This window comes from Candidatus Nitrosoglobus terrae, from assembly GCF_002356115.1.
Classification (GTDB): Bacteria; Pseudomonadota; Gammaproteobacteria; order Nitrosococcales; family Nitrosococcaceae; genus Nitrosoglobus; species Nitrosoglobus terrae.
Window position 1 is genome coordinate 1 of the sequence record NZ_AP014836.1, and the last position, 17402, is coordinate 17402.

General features: G+C 38.6%; 12 protein-coding genes. 5 read left to right on the forward strand and 7 right to left on the reverse strand.

Going from position 1 to position 17402, the window contains the following annotated elements:
• Nucleotides 1–96 precede the first annotated feature (96 nt).
• From dnaA to TAO_RS00025, 5 genes are all read left to right on the forward strand, one after another.
• Complete coding sequence (dnaA, locus tag TAO_RS00005) at nucleotides 97–1437, forward strand: chromosomal replication initiator protein DnaA (RefSeq protein WP_096526045.1); 1341 nt, start codon at nucleotides 97–99, stop codon at nucleotides 1435–1437.
• Between the two features lie 272 nt (nucleotides 1438–1709).
• Complete coding sequence (gene dnaN / locus TAO_RS00010) at nucleotides 1710–2813, forward strand: DNA polymerase III subunit beta (protein WP_096526046.1); 1104 nt, start codon at nucleotides 1710–1712, stop codon at nucleotides 2811–2813.
• Nucleotides 2814–2927: 114 nt separating this feature from the next.
• The gene (gyrB, locus tag TAO_RS00015) at nucleotides 2928–5330 is read left to right on the forward strand and encodes a DNA topoisomerase (ATP-hydrolyzing) subunit B (RefSeq protein ID WP_096526047.1); all 2403 of its coding nucleotides are present in this window, start codon (nucleotides 2928–2930) and stop codon (nucleotides 5328–5330) included.
• A 193-nt stretch (nucleotides 5331–5523) separates the two neighbouring features.
• Nucleotides 5524–6222, forward strand: a complete 699-nt coding sequence (locus tag TAO_RS00020) for a (5-formylfuran-3-yl)methyl phosphate synthase (protein ID WP_096526048.1) — start codon at nucleotides 5524–5526, stop codon at nucleotides 6220–6222.
• 96 nt (nucleotides 6223–6318) lie between these two features.
• Nucleotides 6319–7329, forward strand: a complete 1011-nt coding sequence (locus tag TAO_RS00025; RefSeq protein ID WP_096526049.1) for a class 1 fructose-bisphosphatase — start codon at nucleotides 6319–6321, stop codon at nucleotides 7327–7329.
• 238 nt (nucleotides 7330–7567) lie between these two features.
• On the opposite strand, the gene TAO_RS00030 is transcribed toward TAO_RS00025, so the two are convergent.
• The 7 genes from TAO_RS00030 to TAO_RS00060 form a co-directional block, all read right to left on the reverse strand.
• Complete coding sequence (locus TAO_RS00030) at nucleotides 7568–8383, reverse strand: formylmethanofuran dehydrogenase subunit C (protein ID WP_096526050.1); 816 nt, start codon at nucleotides 8381–8383, stop codon at nucleotides 7568–7570.
• Nucleotides 8384–8430: 47 nt separating this feature from the next.
• The gene (gene fhcD / locus TAO_RS00035) at nucleotides 8431–9324 is read right to left on the reverse strand and encodes a formylmethanofuran--tetrahydromethanopterin N-formyltransferase (RefSeq protein ID WP_096526051.1); all 894 of its coding nucleotides are present in this window, start codon (nucleotides 9322–9324) and stop codon (nucleotides 8431–8433) included.
• Complete coding sequence (locus TAO_RS00040; RefSeq protein ID WP_096526052.1) at nucleotides 9321–10988, reverse strand: formylmethanofuran dehydrogenase subunit A; 1668 nt, start codon at nucleotides 10986–10988, stop codon at nucleotides 9321–9323. Before TAO_RS00040 ends, fhcD begins: the two co-directional genes overlap by 4 nt.
• Nucleotides 10989–11002: 14 nt before the next feature.
• Nucleotides 11003–12280, reverse strand: a complete 1278-nt coding sequence (locus TAO_RS00045; RefSeq protein ID WP_096526053.1) for a formylmethanofuran dehydrogenase subunit B — start codon at nucleotides 12278–12280, stop codon at nucleotides 11003–11005.
• A 93-nt stretch (nucleotides 12281–12373) separates the two neighbouring features.
• Complete coding sequence (locus TAO_RS09795) at nucleotides 12374–13285, reverse strand: SPOR domain-containing protein (protein ID WP_231910507.1); 912 nt, start codon at nucleotides 13283–13285, stop codon at nucleotides 12374–12376.
• Between the two features lie 3 nt (nucleotides 13286–13288).
• Nucleotides 13289–15046 (reverse strand): arginine--tRNA ligase, encoded by a 1758-nt coding sequence (gene argS, locus TAO_RS00055; RefSeq protein WP_096526054.1) that lies wholly within the window; start codon nucleotides 15044–15046, stop codon nucleotides 13289–13291.
• Between the two features lie 101 nt (nucleotides 15047–15147).
• Nucleotides 15148–17373: a primosomal protein N' gene (locus TAO_RS00060; protein WP_096526055.1), complete on the reverse strand. Its 2226-nt coding sequence runs from the start codon at nucleotides 17371–17373 to the stop codon at nucleotides 15148–15150.
• Nucleotides 17374–17402: the final 29 nt, after the last annotated feature.

The following is a 17402-nucleotide window of genomic DNA, read 5'->3' on the forward strand; positions in this document are numbered from 1 at the left end:
TATTCATCAAATTTTCCAAATCAGCTTAATCAAGGATTAATTTTCTTAATTTTTTATACAATGTTAAATACTATAAAAACAAGGAGTATGTAATCTGTGTCATCCCCGCTTTGGGAACACTGCCTTAATCATTTAGAAGGAGAACTCAGTCCTCAAGAGTTCAATACTTACATTCGCCCCTTACAAGCAATGCAGCGAGATTCTACTTTACAGCTTTATGCGCCTAATCAGTTTGTGATTGATTGGGTACAAAATTGCGTTAAAAATCGTATTAATGCCCTCTTATTTTATTATAGTAATGGCTGCATAAATAAGGCAATCTTTGATGTTGGTTCTTGTAATCCTCAGCCACAAGTCCATGTCCAAGCACCGAGTGAGAACCTAGATCCCTCCACTAAGTGTATTAATTGGATATCTGATTCTCAGCTTAATAAATATTATACTTTTGATACTTTTATCGAGGGTAAATCAAATCAATTACCTCGTGCTGCCTCTTACCAAACTGCTGAAAACCCTGGAAATGCTTATAACCCTTTATTCATTTACGGAGGAGTGGGTCTTGGTAAAACCCATCTAATGCATGCTGTAGGTAATCATATTCGAATGCGTAGCCCTTATACTAAAGTTGCTTATCTGCATTCAGAGCAGTTTGTTGCTGGGATGATAAAAGCCTTGCAGCTAAATGCGATCAACGAATTTAAAGCTCGTTATCGATCAGTGGATGTTCTATTGATTGATGATATTCAGTTTCTTGCCGGAAAAGAGCGCTCTCAGGAAGAATTTTTTTATACTTTCAATACATTATTTGATGGCCAGCACCAAATTATCTTAACCTGTGATCGATTTCCAAAAGAAGTTATTGGATTAGAGGAAAGATTAAAATCTCGTTTTGGCTGGGGGCTAACTGTTGCTGTTGAACCACCAGAGCTGGAAACAAGGATCGCTATCCTAATAAGTAAAGCTAATCTTGAGAATATTTCCCTATCAGATGATGTCGCCCTTTTCCTTGGGCGACTCATTCGCTCTAATGTTCGAGAGTTAGAAGGGGCATTACGACGAGTAATTGCTTACTCTCGATTTACTAATCGCGCGATTACGATAGAGCTTACTCGTGAAGCATTAAAAGATTTATTAGCATTGCAGGAAAAACTAATTACAATTGAAAATATTAAAAGAACAGTTGCGGAATATTATAAAATTCGAATTTCTGATCTATCATCAAAATGGCGTTCTCGCGCTGTTGCACGACCAAGACAAATAGCTATGGCGCTTTCCAAGGAGTTAACTAATCATAGTTTAATTGAAATCGGAAACTTCTTTGGTGGACGCGATCATACAACAGTTTTACATGCTTGTCGCAAAATAAATGAGCTAACAAGCATTGACCCGCGAGTAGCTGAAGATTATGAGAATTTATTAAAAAAACTATCTACGTAATTGTGGATAACTCAGTGGATAACCCATGTATAACTATGTTAATAACTTTATACTTCAATTATATCAACATTTTTTCCACAGGGTTATACATGGGTTATCCACTGAGTTATCCACATGTTAAGATATTGATTTTTAATTAAATTTAGTCAAACCAATGTATTTTTAGCCCTTATACTACTACTACTATATATATATATATATATTAGTAATAGTATTTAATCTTTCTAAAAATTAATTTATACTAATTGCATATTTTATTTAATTAAAAGCTAATGTGGTTTTCTATCGAAAGAGAAGAGATCGTTAAACATCTAACAACCGTCTGTGGGGTAGTAGAACGACGCCATGTCCTGCCTATTCTCTTTAATGTTCTTTTAATAATTGAAGATTCACAACTTTCCCTAACAACTACAGATCTTGAAGTTGAAATAAGAACTATATTTAAAGTTCAGCAAATAGAAGCTGGAAGAATAACGGTTGCTGCAAGAAAATTCCTAGATATTTGTCGTATACTACCTTCTCGATCTACACTAGAAGTGCAACATAAAAATGGGCAGCTCCATATTCGAGCAGAACATAGTAAATTTACGCTTAGTACTCTTCCAGCAAAAGATTTTCCTAATACAAATAATTTTGATAAAGTTACAGAAATTGAGTTAACTCAAATTGAGCTAAAAAGCTTACTACAGAAAACTGTTTTCTGTATGGCTCATCAAGACGTTCGTTATTATCTTAACGGTTTACTAATAGAACTAGAGAAAGAAGAACTACATGCTGTAGCTACAGATGGACATCGACTTGCCATTGCCTCATTAAAAAAAAGACTGTTACCTGATGAAGGAAAAATTCAGGCCATTATACCTCGAAAGGCAGTACTAGAGTTAACGCGCTTATTGGAAGAATCAGATGATTTAGTACGGATTACGCTTGGAAATAGCCAAATAAGAGCTGAATTCCATGGACTATCCTTCTTTACTAAATTGATAGATGGCCAGTTTCCTGATCATAGACGGGTAATACCGATAGGCTGCGAGAAACAACTTATTATTAATCGAGAAGCACTCAAACAAGGGTTAGCTCGGGTAAATATTCTTACAAATGATAAACACCATGGGGTACGCTTATATTTTTCAAATTCAACACTACAAGCCATAGTGACTAATTTAGAGCAAGAATCTGCTGAAGAAAAAATAGAAACTAATTACGAAGGAAATAGCCTTGAGATTGGTTTTAATAATTCCTATCTTATTGAGCTACTTAACATTATTGCTTCTGAACAAGTAAAACTAGAGTTTACAGATGCTAGTAGTGGTTGCCTCATTACCCCTCTAAATGGTGATACTAGTAAATATGTCATTATGCCTATGAGATTATAGGTTTACCTTAAAAGATATTAGCATCTAGCTAGATAGTTATCCCATACCACAAATTTACATAAATAGCAACATTTATTTGTTCACGTGAAAATGAGAATAGTTTAAAAATTAATAATGGAAGTTAACTCTACATATGACTCATCTCATATCCAAGTTCTAAAAGGCTTAGATGCAGTTCGTAAACGTCCAGGTATGTATATAGGAGATACTGATGATGGTACTGGTCTCCATCATATGGTGTTTGAGGTAGTAGACAACTCTATCGATGAGACTCTAGCTGGGTTTTGTAATAAAATTACTGTCAGTATATGTGCTGACAATATCATTGTGATTTCTGATAATGGACGAGGTATTCCAATTGATATTCATAAAGAGGAAGGGCGTTCTGCAGCTGAAGTTATTATGACTGTATTACATGCTGGTGGAAAATTTGATCATAATTCCTATAAGGTTTCTGGCGGATTACACGGAGTAGGAGTATCAGTCGTTAATGCCCTTTCTTCTTCCCTCGATCTAGAAATTCAACGTGATGGTAAAATCTATCGACAGCACTATCGAGAAGGAATCCCTGATGGTTCTCTGCTAGCCACTGGTACTACTGAACGTAGTGGAACAACAATTAAGTTTTCTCCAAGCCCAAAGATTTTCTCTAATATTTCTTTTAGCTTTGATGTTATTGCCAAACGGCTTCGAGAGCTAGCTTTTCTTAACTCTGGAGTCCATATTCTTTTAGAAGACCAGCGTACAGGAAAAAAAGAGGAGTTTTTTTATGATGGCGGTATCCAAGCATTTGTAAAACATCTTAATAAGAACAAAGTCCCTCTTCATAATAATCTTTTCTATTTTCAAGAAGAAAAGGATAAGGTTACAGTAGAGTTAGCAATGCAGTGGAATAACTCCTATCAAGAGCTTTTTTTCTGCTTTACTAATAATATCCCACAGAGAGACGGTGGTACCCATTTAGCTGGGTTTAGATCTGCCCTTACTCGAACTCTAAATCAATATATTGATAAAGAGGGTTTAGCTAAAAAAAATAAAGTAAATACGACTGGAGATGATACCCGGGAGGGATTGACAGCTGTACTCGCTATAAAAATACAAGATCCAAAATTTTCTTCCCAAACCAAAGATAAACTAGTATCTTCTGAAGCTAAAACTGTAGTTGATGCTTTAGTCTCTGAGCACCTTCAGTATTTCTTACTAGAATATCCTACTGATGCCAGAATTATCGGTAGTAAAATAATAGATGCTGCTCGAGCACGAGATGCTGCCCGCAAAGCCAGAGAATTAACTCGTCGTAAAGTATCCCTAGATATTGCGGGATTACCAGGAAAGCTCGCGGACTGTCAAGAACGTAATCCAGCGCTTTCAGAGCTGTTTATAGTAGAAGGAGACTCAGCGGGTGGTTCTGCTAAACAAGGGCGTGATCGTAAAAATCAGGCGATCCTTCCTCTCAAGGGTAAAATCCTTAACGTAGAAAAAGCTCGTTTCGATAAAATGTTAAGCTCTGCAGAGATTACCACACTGATTACGGCTTTAGGATGCGGTATCGGTAATGAAGAGTATAGCCCTGAAAAATTACGATACCATAGAATTATTATTATGACTGATGCTGATGTCGATGGATCTCATATACGTACATTATTATTAACTTTTTTTTATCGCCAAATACCTAAATTAATAGAATGTGGTTATATTTATATTGCTCAGCCTCCCCTCTATAAAATTAAAAAAGGTAAGCAAGAACAGTATATTCGCGATAATACAGATATGGAAAAATACTTAATTAATTTAGCTATAGATAACGCGAAACTTTACCTAGAATCAGAAGCAAAACCTATTGAGGGAGAAGCATTATCAAACTTATTAATCAATTATCTTCGATTAAAACGCACCATTGATCGATTATCTTATCGTTATGATCCACTGTTAATTGAACAATCTTTATATCTTGAAATAGTATCTACTGGCTTAGCAGAAAAAATTGACCAATGGAAGGATTTAGCTACACAATTGGAGCTTCGTAGTAATGTTGCAGCAAAAAATAAGATACGTTATGAAATAGCCGTAGATCAAGCATTTATCCTTCATGTAAAAATTATTCGTCATGGAATCACTAACCATCAGCGTATTGATAAAGCATTTTTTACCTCCACTGAATACCAGCATATTATAGAATGTGGGAGAAATTTAATTAAACTTATAAAGGCCGGAGCTTATGTGCAGCGAGGAGAAAAACAGCAACTAGTAGCTAATATTCAAGAAGTGCTGGATTGGCTATTAGATGAAGCAAAGAAAGGCCAAATTGTACAACGATATAAAGGTCTCGGAGAAATGAATCCAGATCAGTTATGGGAAACTACAATGAATCCTAGTACTCGGCGTCTAAGTCAAGTGCGCGTTGATGATGTTATTGCGGCAGATGAAATATTTACTACTTTAATGGGAGATCAAGTAGGGCCTAGGCGGGAGTTTATTGAGTCTAACGCGCTAAAGACAATTAACTTAGATATCTAGTTTAAAATTTAGATAAAACCTGATAATTTTAACAAAGCTAGAATTTTAAAGTGCTTTTTCTACTAGCAATTACAAATTATTAAAGATATCTTTATATTTCCATCTCGTATGCCGTATAAAATCCGCTTGGTAATTTTATCTATAGCTATTTATCTGAATATTTAGATTCTAGTCTATTAATAAAATAAATATTGTGAGTTATTGGTTAGCGAGCGTACGCAGCTTAGCTGAGGCTAAATGGCTTCTAGAATCATCCAATATTCCTGATATTCTTGATCTTAAAGATTCAGAAAAAGAAGCGCTTAGCCCTTTACCTACTTCGCTTATACGTCAAATAGTAAATCTAACTCAGAATCGCTGCCAAGTTAGCGCTACTATTGGGGGTTTACCCATGAACCCAATGCTAATCAGTAATACAATAAAGGAAGTAGCCGCTACTGGGGTAAATTATATAAAAATTAGTTTGTTTCTTGATGATCGGATATCTAATTATCTTGCAGTACTGCAACCAATGACGGCGCAGGGAATCTCTTTAGTAGGTGTGGTATTTGCTGACCAGTACCCTCTCCCTCTCTTTTCTGGGATACCTTTAATCCGGCAAGCGGGTTTTAAGGGAATCATGATTGATACCGCTATTAAAAATGGCTATAACCTGTTAACTTATTTTTCCATAAAAGAGCTTGATAATTTTATTAAGCTAGCTCATAACAATGGGCTGGCTAGCGGCTTAGCAGGATCTCTCCAAATCAGAGACATACCAATTTTACTCTCCTTAAAACCAGATTATCTAGGATTTCGCAGCGCTTTATGCTATAGAGGGCAGCGCGATTCTAATCTCAGTTTGAAGGCTATATCTTTACTAAAACGTATGTTAGAAGATAATTATACCTAATAAAATTACATAAATTAAATTTTTTCTTTTAGTACGATCTCATGAAACTATAGTAATTTACCCGCTTTAACATTTAATTAATAAGGATGAATAGTAATGCAAAATGGTATTTCCTTGGCTAAATTTATTATTGAGCAGCAGCGTAATAATCCTAAGATAGCAGATGATTTTACTGGATTGCTTAATGATATTGCTGCCACTTGTAAATCTATCTCCCATTTAGTTAATCGCGGCGGCCTTATTCATATACTGGGAACTGCTGGAACTGAGAATATCCAAGGGGAGAGCCAAAAAAAACTGGATATTATTAGTAATAATGTGATGATTAAATCCCTAGAGTGGACAGGGCATTTAAGAGCCATGGTTTCTGAAGAAGTTGAAGGAATTATTTCAATTCCAAATCAATACCCAAGAGGTAACTATCTTCTTCTTTTTGATCCATTAGATGGATCTTCCAATACTGATGTTAATGTATCAGTAGGAACTATATTTTCTATTTTACGTTGTCCAGATGGGGTGAATAACCCGATTGAGAAAGATTTTTTACAGCAAGGCATACACCAGGTTGGAGCTGGATTTTGTGTCTATGGGCCTACCACTATGATGGTGTTGACAATTGGTAGCGGCGTTAGCGGTTTTACACTTGATCACGATATCGGAGAATTTATTCTTACTCATCCTAATATGACAATTCCAACAGATACAGCAGAATTTGCTATTAATATGTCTAACCAGCGTTTTTGGGAGGCTCCGGTACAACAATATATTGAAGAATGTATAAAAGGAAAAGAAGGTTCTAGGGGTAAAAATTTTAATATGCGCTGGGTAGCTTCTATGGTGGCAGAAGTTTACCGAATTCTTATTCGAGGTGGGGTTTTTATGTATCCTAGAGATAATAAAGATCCAACTAAAGCTGGCCGAATACGCCTTATGTATGAAGCTAATCCTATGAGCTTTATTGTGGAGCAAGCAGGTGGTGCCAGCTCTACTGGTTATCAACCTATTCTTGAGGTGCAACCAGAAAATATTCATCAGCGAATACCGGTTATTCTAGGATCTAAAAATGAAATAGATCGAATAGTGGCTTATCATGCTCTTCTAGCATAGTGACAATGACAGTTATCGTCGTAGCCCAAGCATTCAGCAGCTTGACGGTATTAACTGCGGTGGGAGAAATGCTACTTGTATTAATACGGGCTATGTTATAACCTGTAATTGATAACCGTCTACTCACGTTTTGAATATAAAAGGAAATGGCCTCAATTGAGGCCATTTCTGTCTTAAGGGAGCACGCAAATGATGACGTTATACATTTGAGAGCTTTTCCTTCGCTGCTAATGATTATTTAAACTTTGATTAGAATTTCACCACGGCCTAGGTTAGCCATATCACCACAGTAACGGTGTACTCTTTGTATGATTTTATTAGGATCGCCAAATTGGGTTTCAAGGTTTTTATAGGATGCCAGCATGAAAGACAGAAAACCTAGAGTATGGGTACCACAATCGTTAAAGGTTGCGCTTAATTTATTTGGGCTTTGCCAAAGTAGTAATGTACCTCGTTTCATATTATAGCCAAGATAAATCCCAGTTTTACCCAGTACGGCTATTGTGCCAGCTATCATACCAGACCCTAAATAATCACCAGTATTGCCTTCAATGAGGAGATTCCCTCGGCGCATTTGATTTCCAGCGCGATCGCCAACATTTCCAGTTACAATAACCGTTCCTCCAACCATGCCCACGTTACTTCCTAAACGAGGCGATCCTAAGAAATCGCCGCTATCACCATTAATCTTAAGTAGTCCTCCTTTCATTTCGCAAGCAGCAAAGGCATTTGTATTACCATAAATATTAATTTGACCAGTTTTCATGCCTATTCCTATATATGAGCCGCAAGATCCTTGAACCTCGATTCGGCCTCCAGTAAGATCCTTACCTATATAATCTAGCTTATTAGTTTCTCCATCAAAAATAAGATAGTTGGTATCGCCTTCTGAGACTTTGAAAATTTCATCTACCCTTAAGCGTCGGTTACCCGCTACTAAAAGAAGAGATCTTATTTCTGTTTTGGATAACCCTGATAAATTTCTTGGAATGAGAGGAGAAACATCTATTCGCTGAGCAGGAGAAGTTTGTACAGTTAAGGTGAATACCTTCATTGATGATATTGATACTACTTTAGTTATATTCTCATAAATTTAATATGCTACTTCATGATCTCTTGGAGATGGAAATGAAATGAGCCTAGTTTACCTTCATAATTTCCAGCGCTGATACGACTGATTCCATTCTTTGCTCCAAGGTTACAGGCAGCAGAAATTCCAGCATACATAGCTTTTTTAATATCTTCTTTAGAAAGACCATCAATAATAATTTCCATCACTGACTCAATCTCAGGGGAAAGTTTAGTTGAAACCTGTCCTTTAAGAGTGGGACAAAAAGCTTCATTAGTAGAAGCCTTAAGTCGTTTGTATTTAGATCCTACTTTTGAACCTGATCGAGCTACACCTCCAGGAAAAGGTGTAATAACATTAGGGATTTTATTTATTGCGCCAACGGCTGCCTCACAAGCGGCTAGGGCTTGAGTCTGGGATTGCGCTAAAATAAAAAAATTACCTCCTCCTATGGCGGTAGTTATTCCAGTAGCCTCTTCAACGAGAAATTCACCTTCCATTACTGGAATTCGCCAATAACGACAGCCATTAATAAGCTTTGATATCTGGAAGCCGTCTCCGAAGAATCGAAGATTTTTTCCTAGCGGAATATCGCTTCCAGTAATCCCGGCAAATAAAGCAGAGGTTGGGGCGGTGAGCACACATTGACTAGCTCGGATTTCAACCTGTCTAGCTAATCCTTTACTGCTCATAGCAAATAATAGGACAGCAACCCCAGGCCTACCATCTGGTGTTTCATCTGGAGCTAATTCTCGTTCAATATCCGCCTCGCAGCCACAGCCAATTATTGAAGTGGCGAACCCAGTCATCGCTTGCGCTGAGTGATAAGCCCATTTGAGATTTTGAGCAGTAATAATGGCTCTTGTGGCTTTCATAGGAAAAGCTTCAGCGAAAGTGGCATCAATCATAACTCCATTAATGATCATAATGAAGCCTCTCTATGACAAGGATGAATTTGAATATCGCTGTGCCCACCTTGGAGAATCTCTTCATCCCTTATTTTAAAGTTGCTGAGCTTTAGAGAAAGGTAACGATCAAAATAATTATTCAGATCTTTCTCTATACTATTATCAAATGCAGGCCGAACCACATGAGTAGCACCCTGGGTAACTTTTACTATCTCTCCGTTTTTGGCTACCATTTCTCCATTTTTAAAGACATAGTCAGGTTTAGCAAACATTCTTTCCTTATCTTGATACTGGGTGTAAACAGTAATATCGGCTACCGCTCCAATACCTAAATGGCCTCGATCTGAAAGACCTAGTAGCTTAGCGGCTCCCGCTCGAGTTATAATGGCTATCTCATAGAGTGAATATTCTCGATTAAGAGTACTTAAGATGCTGACTTGAGCAGCATCTGGATGAATAGTTGTCAACATATCGTTACGAAAACTACGATCCATTAACAACCGGATAAGATGAGGATAAGTAATAAATGGTGCTCCATTAGGATGGTCAGTAGTCAGGCATATTTGCCAAGGATTGGTAACTAGAAGAAAAATTTCTAGACCAATAGCCCACTGGAGCGAGTTTACAAAAGATTTATCTTTGTACTTAAAGGGGACAACCCCACAACCCGAATCGCACTCAATATCCATAAAAACCCCTTTCTTAGGATAAGCACGGCCATAGCTTGCATATTGCTGCATACTATCCGCTGATACGGATGTAGTTTGCCCAAAGAAAATTTGGCCTACATCAATGGTAATATTGGGATGGTTATTGATTGCCTCTGCAATTTGAGCTGCCCCAGAAGAAAATTTCCGGTCTCCTTCTGTACCATAGCTGTGAAATTGAATATGAGTAAGGTGCATAGGTAACCCTTCACTTCCAGCAATGGTTTTTAGCGTGGTTTTTAGATTGCCAGGAACTCCTAGATTGCAGCCATGGACATGAAGTGGATGGGGAATACCTAGCTCATATACCGCGCGTGCTAGCTGAAGTAAAATTTGGCGAGGCGTAACACCATAATAAGGCCCAGGTTCATCTAAATTTAGCTGACGCTGATTAAATTTAAAGGCGTTGATTCCGCCCGGATTGACGACTTTGACTCCCAAACATTGGCTTGCAGTGATTATCCAAGCAACATAATTATTGAGAATTTTTTGATCTTTATTCGCTGCTAGTATTCGCAACATATAATCATCATTACCTAATAGGGCATAACCTCCTTTATCTATTATTGGGATATCGCCCATTTCTAGATGAGAATGACGGGCATTCATGGGTAATATAGCGGGCTCAAAAGCTGTGGTATAGCCTAATTTTGCATATTGATAACCCGTAATGAAAGCGCTAGGAGTAGCGCGTCCACTACCAGAACGAAGTAAATCAGTATGGGCTACTGAGTAGGCCCGGTGATCTTCTGAAAGTAAGGTACGAGCAATATTTATTTTGCCGCCACCAATATGGGTATGGATGTCGATTGCTCCTGCCATTACTATTTTATTGTGTAAGTTATATTCTTGATGAGCAGGAGCATCACTAGGGGGATCAATAATACGGCCGTCACGTATATATATACTGCGGACTTCACCTTTAATTCCATGCATAGGATCATAAACAGTGCCACTCGTGAGCTTGATAAGCATAGTAGAGTTATTTTTTAAAGGCTATATCTGAGTATAGCGTTAAGGATCTCGGCCGTACTAGGTAGCCCCGAATCTCGTAATTTATATAGCGGCATAATGACTGCGTTATCAGCGCGGTAGATATGCCCCTGATGATCAATCCCTGGAGTGCCTACTGGGATAAAAACTTCTGGTACTTGCATAAGATGCATGCCCGATCGTCCTAGTACTATTGTAGGAATAGAGGTAAGTGGTGGAATGATACGTTGATCAAAGGCAGAAATCCAAATTAAAGTATCTGCCTCCCCAGAATCAAGTAATTGTTGAGTAGCATAGTGATAAGGATCATAATCCGGGTAACTTGGTGCAAAGCTAATCCTTATAGGATAACCTGTTTGCCAAGTGCAAACATGACTGGCTGTGATCTCCCCATGTAGCCCTCCTAAAGGCAGACCTGAGCAGCGAGTAGTTTTATTTACCGCTTTAATTAGCTCACCAAGTACTTGGACAGTAAGTTCAGCATGAGGGAAAGTCCATTGCTCTGTAATCCAAGTAATAACTCCATAGCGAGCTTGTTTTAATTGGTTTGCTAGATCAGTTAATTCTTTTATTGTAATACTTGCTACTGTTTTAGCCTGTAGCAGATTACCTATAATTTGAGCTTTTAACGCTGCAATAACTTCAGGAAGATCTTCTAATTTACAATTAATAATTTGAGATGGATATCCATCAGGTTGGTGGGGTTTCTGGCCATTAGGCAATTGACCTAAATAGATAATTTTTCTCTGAGATGGATCCCGATCGAAGAGTGTGTTTGTATTCCAGACATAACGTTTGAAAAATTGAGGAAAACTAGCTTCAATATCGCTACCTACAATCATTAAGAGATCAAGTCGATTTTTAACCTCACTTAAGGTAGTAGTTATCCAGCTACTATTTTGAAATGCTAGGATATTGCTTAAGAGTGATTTAGAAGCTATGTGATCAACTACGGCTCCGTAATGATCAGCAAGTGCTAATATGGCTTGAATCCCGGCTATATCAGTAGCGAGGCCTGATAGTAAGGGCAAATGGGATTGATCTAGGATTTCAACAATCTGTTTAATAGCTGCTTCTAAAGTAACCGGCTTACCTTGGATTTTAGGGGTACTGTCACCTATTTCTTGCTCAAGGGCGTACTTAGTTATTGGGCAACTACTTTCTAGAACTGTGAGACGATTACCTTCTATCTTTACCTTAAGCTCATCCGTAATAGCACCACAAAAAGGGTTGGGTACTTCATCCCATATATCATCTTCAATCCGGCGGATCATGGTTTTTCTTCTAGAACTTGAGTTTATAAACTGCTATTTCGACTATACTCTTTCTCCCTTAGATTTATAGGTATATAAATAAATGAGTTTGGCTTAAGATCTGATTTTAACTAGCTGGCATTCTATCTGATTATCATGTAGATGATGCTGAATCTGATAGAGTTTAGCGAGATTAATGTTTGGACCAATACGGACTCGATGCCAAATATTATTATCGGTAGCCGCTGTTTGAATGGTAGCCTCTATTCCTAAGAGCGCTAAGGTAGCCTTACGCTTATCAGCTTGGGTGTAATTACGAAAAGATCCAGCCTGCAAAACATAAATATCAGAGGTAATTGATTTAGATCGAGAAGTTTTGGATTCTGAAGGTGATTCTACCCATATCTTAGATTGAATTTTTACTTGCTGCTGAGGAGGAAGCGGTGATTCGATCGCTGCTACATCCATCATTTTAGATCGGGATGGTTTGGGTTTAAGGGAAGGATCGGTTGCTATCTTAGGTTGAACTTTTACTTGTTGCTGAGGAGGAAGCGGTGATTCGATCGCTGCTACATCCATCATTTTAGATCGGGATGGTTTGGGTTTAAGGGAAGGATCGGTTGCTATCTTAGGTTGAACTTTTACTTGTTGCTGAGGAGGAAGCGGTGATTCGATCGCTGCTACATCCATCATTTTAGATCGGGATGGTTTGGGTTTAAGGGAGGATTCAATTACTATCTTGGATTGAGGCTTTAATTGCCGCTGAGGAGAGGTGGGTGGGCTGAGTGTTGCTACATCCATTTTTGGTAGCAAAGTATAGAATTCAAAATGAGCTAGATTAGATTTTTTTGTTCTAGTGTTTTCATCTTTAATAGTACCTTGCGTTGCTATATTTTTATCAATCCATGGATCCCAGCTTCGGAGTGAGAATACCAAAATGCCAGCCAGTAGTCCAATAATAGGCCATGGCCAAGGTTTTAACTCTTCGTCATGAGAAGTAATTTTTTTTTCTTCGTTAGAAAGCATAGCTTACATGTACTCCGGTGCTGAGACGCCAAGTAGCGTCAAGCCATTTTTGATAACTTGTTTAACAGCTGCAATTAAAGTTAGCCGAGCATCCCGTAATTCTGGAGAATCAACTAAAAAAGTGTGGCTATTGTAATAAATATGAAGCTCTTTAGCTAAATCTAAAAGATAGTAGGCTAACAAATGAGGTGCGCTCTGAGTAGCTGCATTTTCAACTGCCTCCGGATAATAAAATAGCTGATTAATAATCGTCATTTCATGGGATTCATTTAGCTGTTTTATTTGGAATTCATCTGATTTTTGATTCCATGTTAACCCTCGTTCTTTAAGCTGCAGGAAAACATTGGCGATACGAGCATGAGCGTATTGAATGTAATAAACTGGATTTTCATTACCTCGGGATTTAGCTAATTCTAGATCAAAGTCCATGTGTTGTTCGGGGCTACGCATTATATAAAAAAACCGCGCTGCATCTCTTCCAATTTCATGACGTAGCTCTCGTAGAGTTACAAATTCACCGCTACGCGTGGACATTTGTACTTTCTCTTTGCCGCGGTAAAGAATAGCAAATTGAACTAGATTGATCTCAAATTGCTGCGAAGTAACATTCAAAGCTTGAAAAAACGCTTTGATTCGGGGTATATAACCGTGGTGATCGGCACCCCAGACATCAATTATCTTAGCGTATCCTCGCTCTAACTTATCTAAGTGGTAAGCTGTATCAGAAGCGAAATAGGTAGGCTGGCCATTTTCTCGTACTATAACCCGATCTTTTTCATCGCCAAAATCCGTAGAGCGAAACCACCAGGCACCTTCCTTTTGGTAGAGTTGACCTAGTGCTTTGAGACGATCTATCGTATGGTTTACTGTATTAGCCTTTATAAGGGAACGCTCAGAAAACCACTGATCATAGGTGATTCCGAACTCAAGAAGATCCTCACGGATATCGGTTAAAATAGTATTCAATCCTAACTCAAAAAGCTGCTGATAATGCTCCTCTCCCAGTAAACATTTAGCCCTTTTAGAAAGAGCATCAATATATTGTTCTTTATCTCCTACTGGAGCATCTAGCGGTAACTCAGCCAGAACCTCTGTGGTAGGATAGTGAAAGATATTTCCTTTTTCAGTTTTAAGATCTTTAGCGATATTTCGAATGTAATCTCCACGATAACCGCTAGCAGGAAAGGGCAAGGTTTCCCCGCATAACTCCAAATATCGTAGCCAAAGACTAGTGGCAAGAATATCCATCTGTCGCCCAGCATCGTTGATATAATATTCTCGATGAATTTTATAGCCTATAGCGGTAAGTAGGCGCGCTAAAGTATCGCCATAAGCGGCTCCTCGTCCATGCCCTACATGGAGAGGGCCAGTAGGGTTTGCAGAGACAAATTCTAAGTGCACTCGTTTACCCTGTCCTAGATTACTACAGCCAAAGGCTTCTTTTTGGTTTAATATTTCAGAAATAACCGCTTGATAGGCGGATAAAGCTAAAGTGAAATTGATAAAACCTGGACCGGCTATTTCAACCTTTTCTATCCATGAATTTTTTGGTAAACGAGCAACGATAAGCTTGGCTAAATCTTGTGGCTTTTGCTGAGCTTCCTTAGCCAGTATCATAGGAATGTTACTGGCAAAATCTCCATGGGATTTATTCCGAGTTCGTTCGATCTGGATTTTATCTGGGCTATAATTAGGTAACACGCCTTCTTGGGATAAGCAAGAAAGGGCAGCAGTAATAAGTGTTCGGAGTTGATCTTTCAAGGGACTGCCTCTTTAATAAATAGTAATTTTTAGAGGATAAAGATTTTAATTTGAGAGTTTGCGGACGAAAAGAGTGTAATATAACGGGTTTCCACCAGTAGTTACATTAAGTCCACAGGATCTACATCTAAAGACCATTTTACTTTTCTTGCTGTTTTAAGAAACTCTAATTTGGGTATCCACGTCGCTAATAATTGCTGTAGATAAGGACGAGAGCTTCCTTGAAGCAGCAGTTGGCCGCGATAATAACCAGCTCGGCGTTCCATAGGGGCAGATACTGGGCCTAATACGGTTACCATACCCTGATGGGTGTTGAGTGCTATAGCCATATCCCGAGCATTTTCAAGAAACGCTATTGGTGTGTCAACTAACGCTGATTTTGCTCTAAGCAGAGCTAAATAGCCATGAGGAGGAAATCCGGTTTGGTAGCGTTCTTCTAGGAGTATCTTAGCTACTCGATCATATTTTTGACTTATTATTGCTTGTAGCAAGAGGTTATCGGGATGTCGGGTTTGAATCAAAACTTCACCGGATTTTTCACCGCGACCTGATCGTCCTATAACTTGAAGGATAAGCTGAGCCATACGCTCACCAGCTCGAAAATCCCCGCTAAATAGACCTTGATCGGCATCCAAGATCCCGACCAAGGTAATGTTGGGATAGTGATGGCCTTTTGCGAGCATTTGCGTACCTATTAAAAGGCGATATTTTTTTTTTTGGATATCATTAAGGATTTTATCTAAAACCCCTGATCCACGGGTAGTATCTCTATCAATACGGGCAATCCCAGTATCTGGAAAAATAGATCTAAGTTTTGCTTCTACTTGTTCTGTACCTAATCCTTTTGGATATAAGAAGGAGTGATTACATTGAGGACAGTTAGCGGGGATAAGCTGATTAGCTCCACAATGATGGCAGCGTAGTCGATGGCTATCATTGTATTGATAGACTGTCATATAGGAGTCGCAGCGGCGACAAGGAATGATAAAGCCACATTCATAGCAAATTAAAGTAGGCGCAAAACCTCGTCGGTTTAGGAATAATAATGCTTGGTTTCCTTGTTCTAAGTGATGCTCTAACGCTTTTAACATCGGTGGGGAAATTCCAGCTTCTAAGGAACAAGATCGGATATCAATAAGATAAATTTGAGGAGTCTGTGCTTTGCCGGCTCGTTGCGATAGCTGTAATAAGTGATAGCGTTGACATCTAGCATTATATAGGCTTTCTAAAGAAGGGGTCGCACTGCCTAATACTACCGGTATTTTGGCCTGACGAGCCCATACAATAGCTAAATCACGAGCATGATAGCGAAACCCCTCTTGTTGTTTAAAAGAAGGATCGTGTTCTTCATCAACGATGATAATCCCAAGATGCTGAAGAGGTGCCCATATTGCTGAACGAGTGCCAATAATTACAGCAACTTTTCCTTCATAGGCGGCAACCCATACTGCTAGACGTTCCCGATCAGTAAGGCCAGAGTGCAAGACGGCAACAGAGCCTTGAAGATGACTGCAAAAGCGCTCTACAATTTGAGGAGTCAGCCCAATTTCTGGGGTCAGCACTAGCGCTTGTTGATTTTTAGCGATTATTTCCTCAATAACATGTAAATAAACCTCTGTTTTACCACTGCCGGTAACACCCTCTAATAAGAAGGGCTGGAATTTTTGCTGAGCAGTAAGAATAGTGGTAACAGCTATTTTTTGAGAGGGATTAAGTAGATGTTTAAAATGTTTTTTTGATGATTCTTGTTTTTTCCAAGCACACTCTTCTTTAAAATTTACCCAACCCTTAATGACTAAGCTGCGAAGACTACTTTGGTAGGTGCCAAATTTCTCCTTAATCTCAGATGAGGTTAATCCTTGAGGGTGGTAACGTAATAGTTCTATTATCTGCCTTTGGTGTGGAGCTCGAATGAGGATTTTTAAATCACTACTACAGCCTTTTGGAGTTAAAAACCATTGCCGATAGGTAGGTAGATTAGCTGATTTACCTTGGCGTAAAGCTCGAGGCAAGGCAGTAAAAAATACCTCCCCTGGGGAGTGATGGTAATAGTTAACAGCCCAAGTAAGAAGCTGAAGCAGAGGTGTTGGAATGATGGGGGATTTATCAAGACAGTGTTGAGCTTGCTTTAGCTTGTGAAAAGCAACTTGGCTTTGAGAAACCACAGCAATAAGAATACCTACTACGGTACGTTTACCGAAAGAGACCTGTAAGCGTATCCCAGGTTGTAGCTGCTGATATGGTATTCCATTCGGTGGGAGATAATCAAAATAGCGCCGCAAAGGGGAGTAGATAGCCAAGCGCAGGATGCAAGTGTGAGCTGCCATTAACGATATATAATATATGGTTTAGTAGC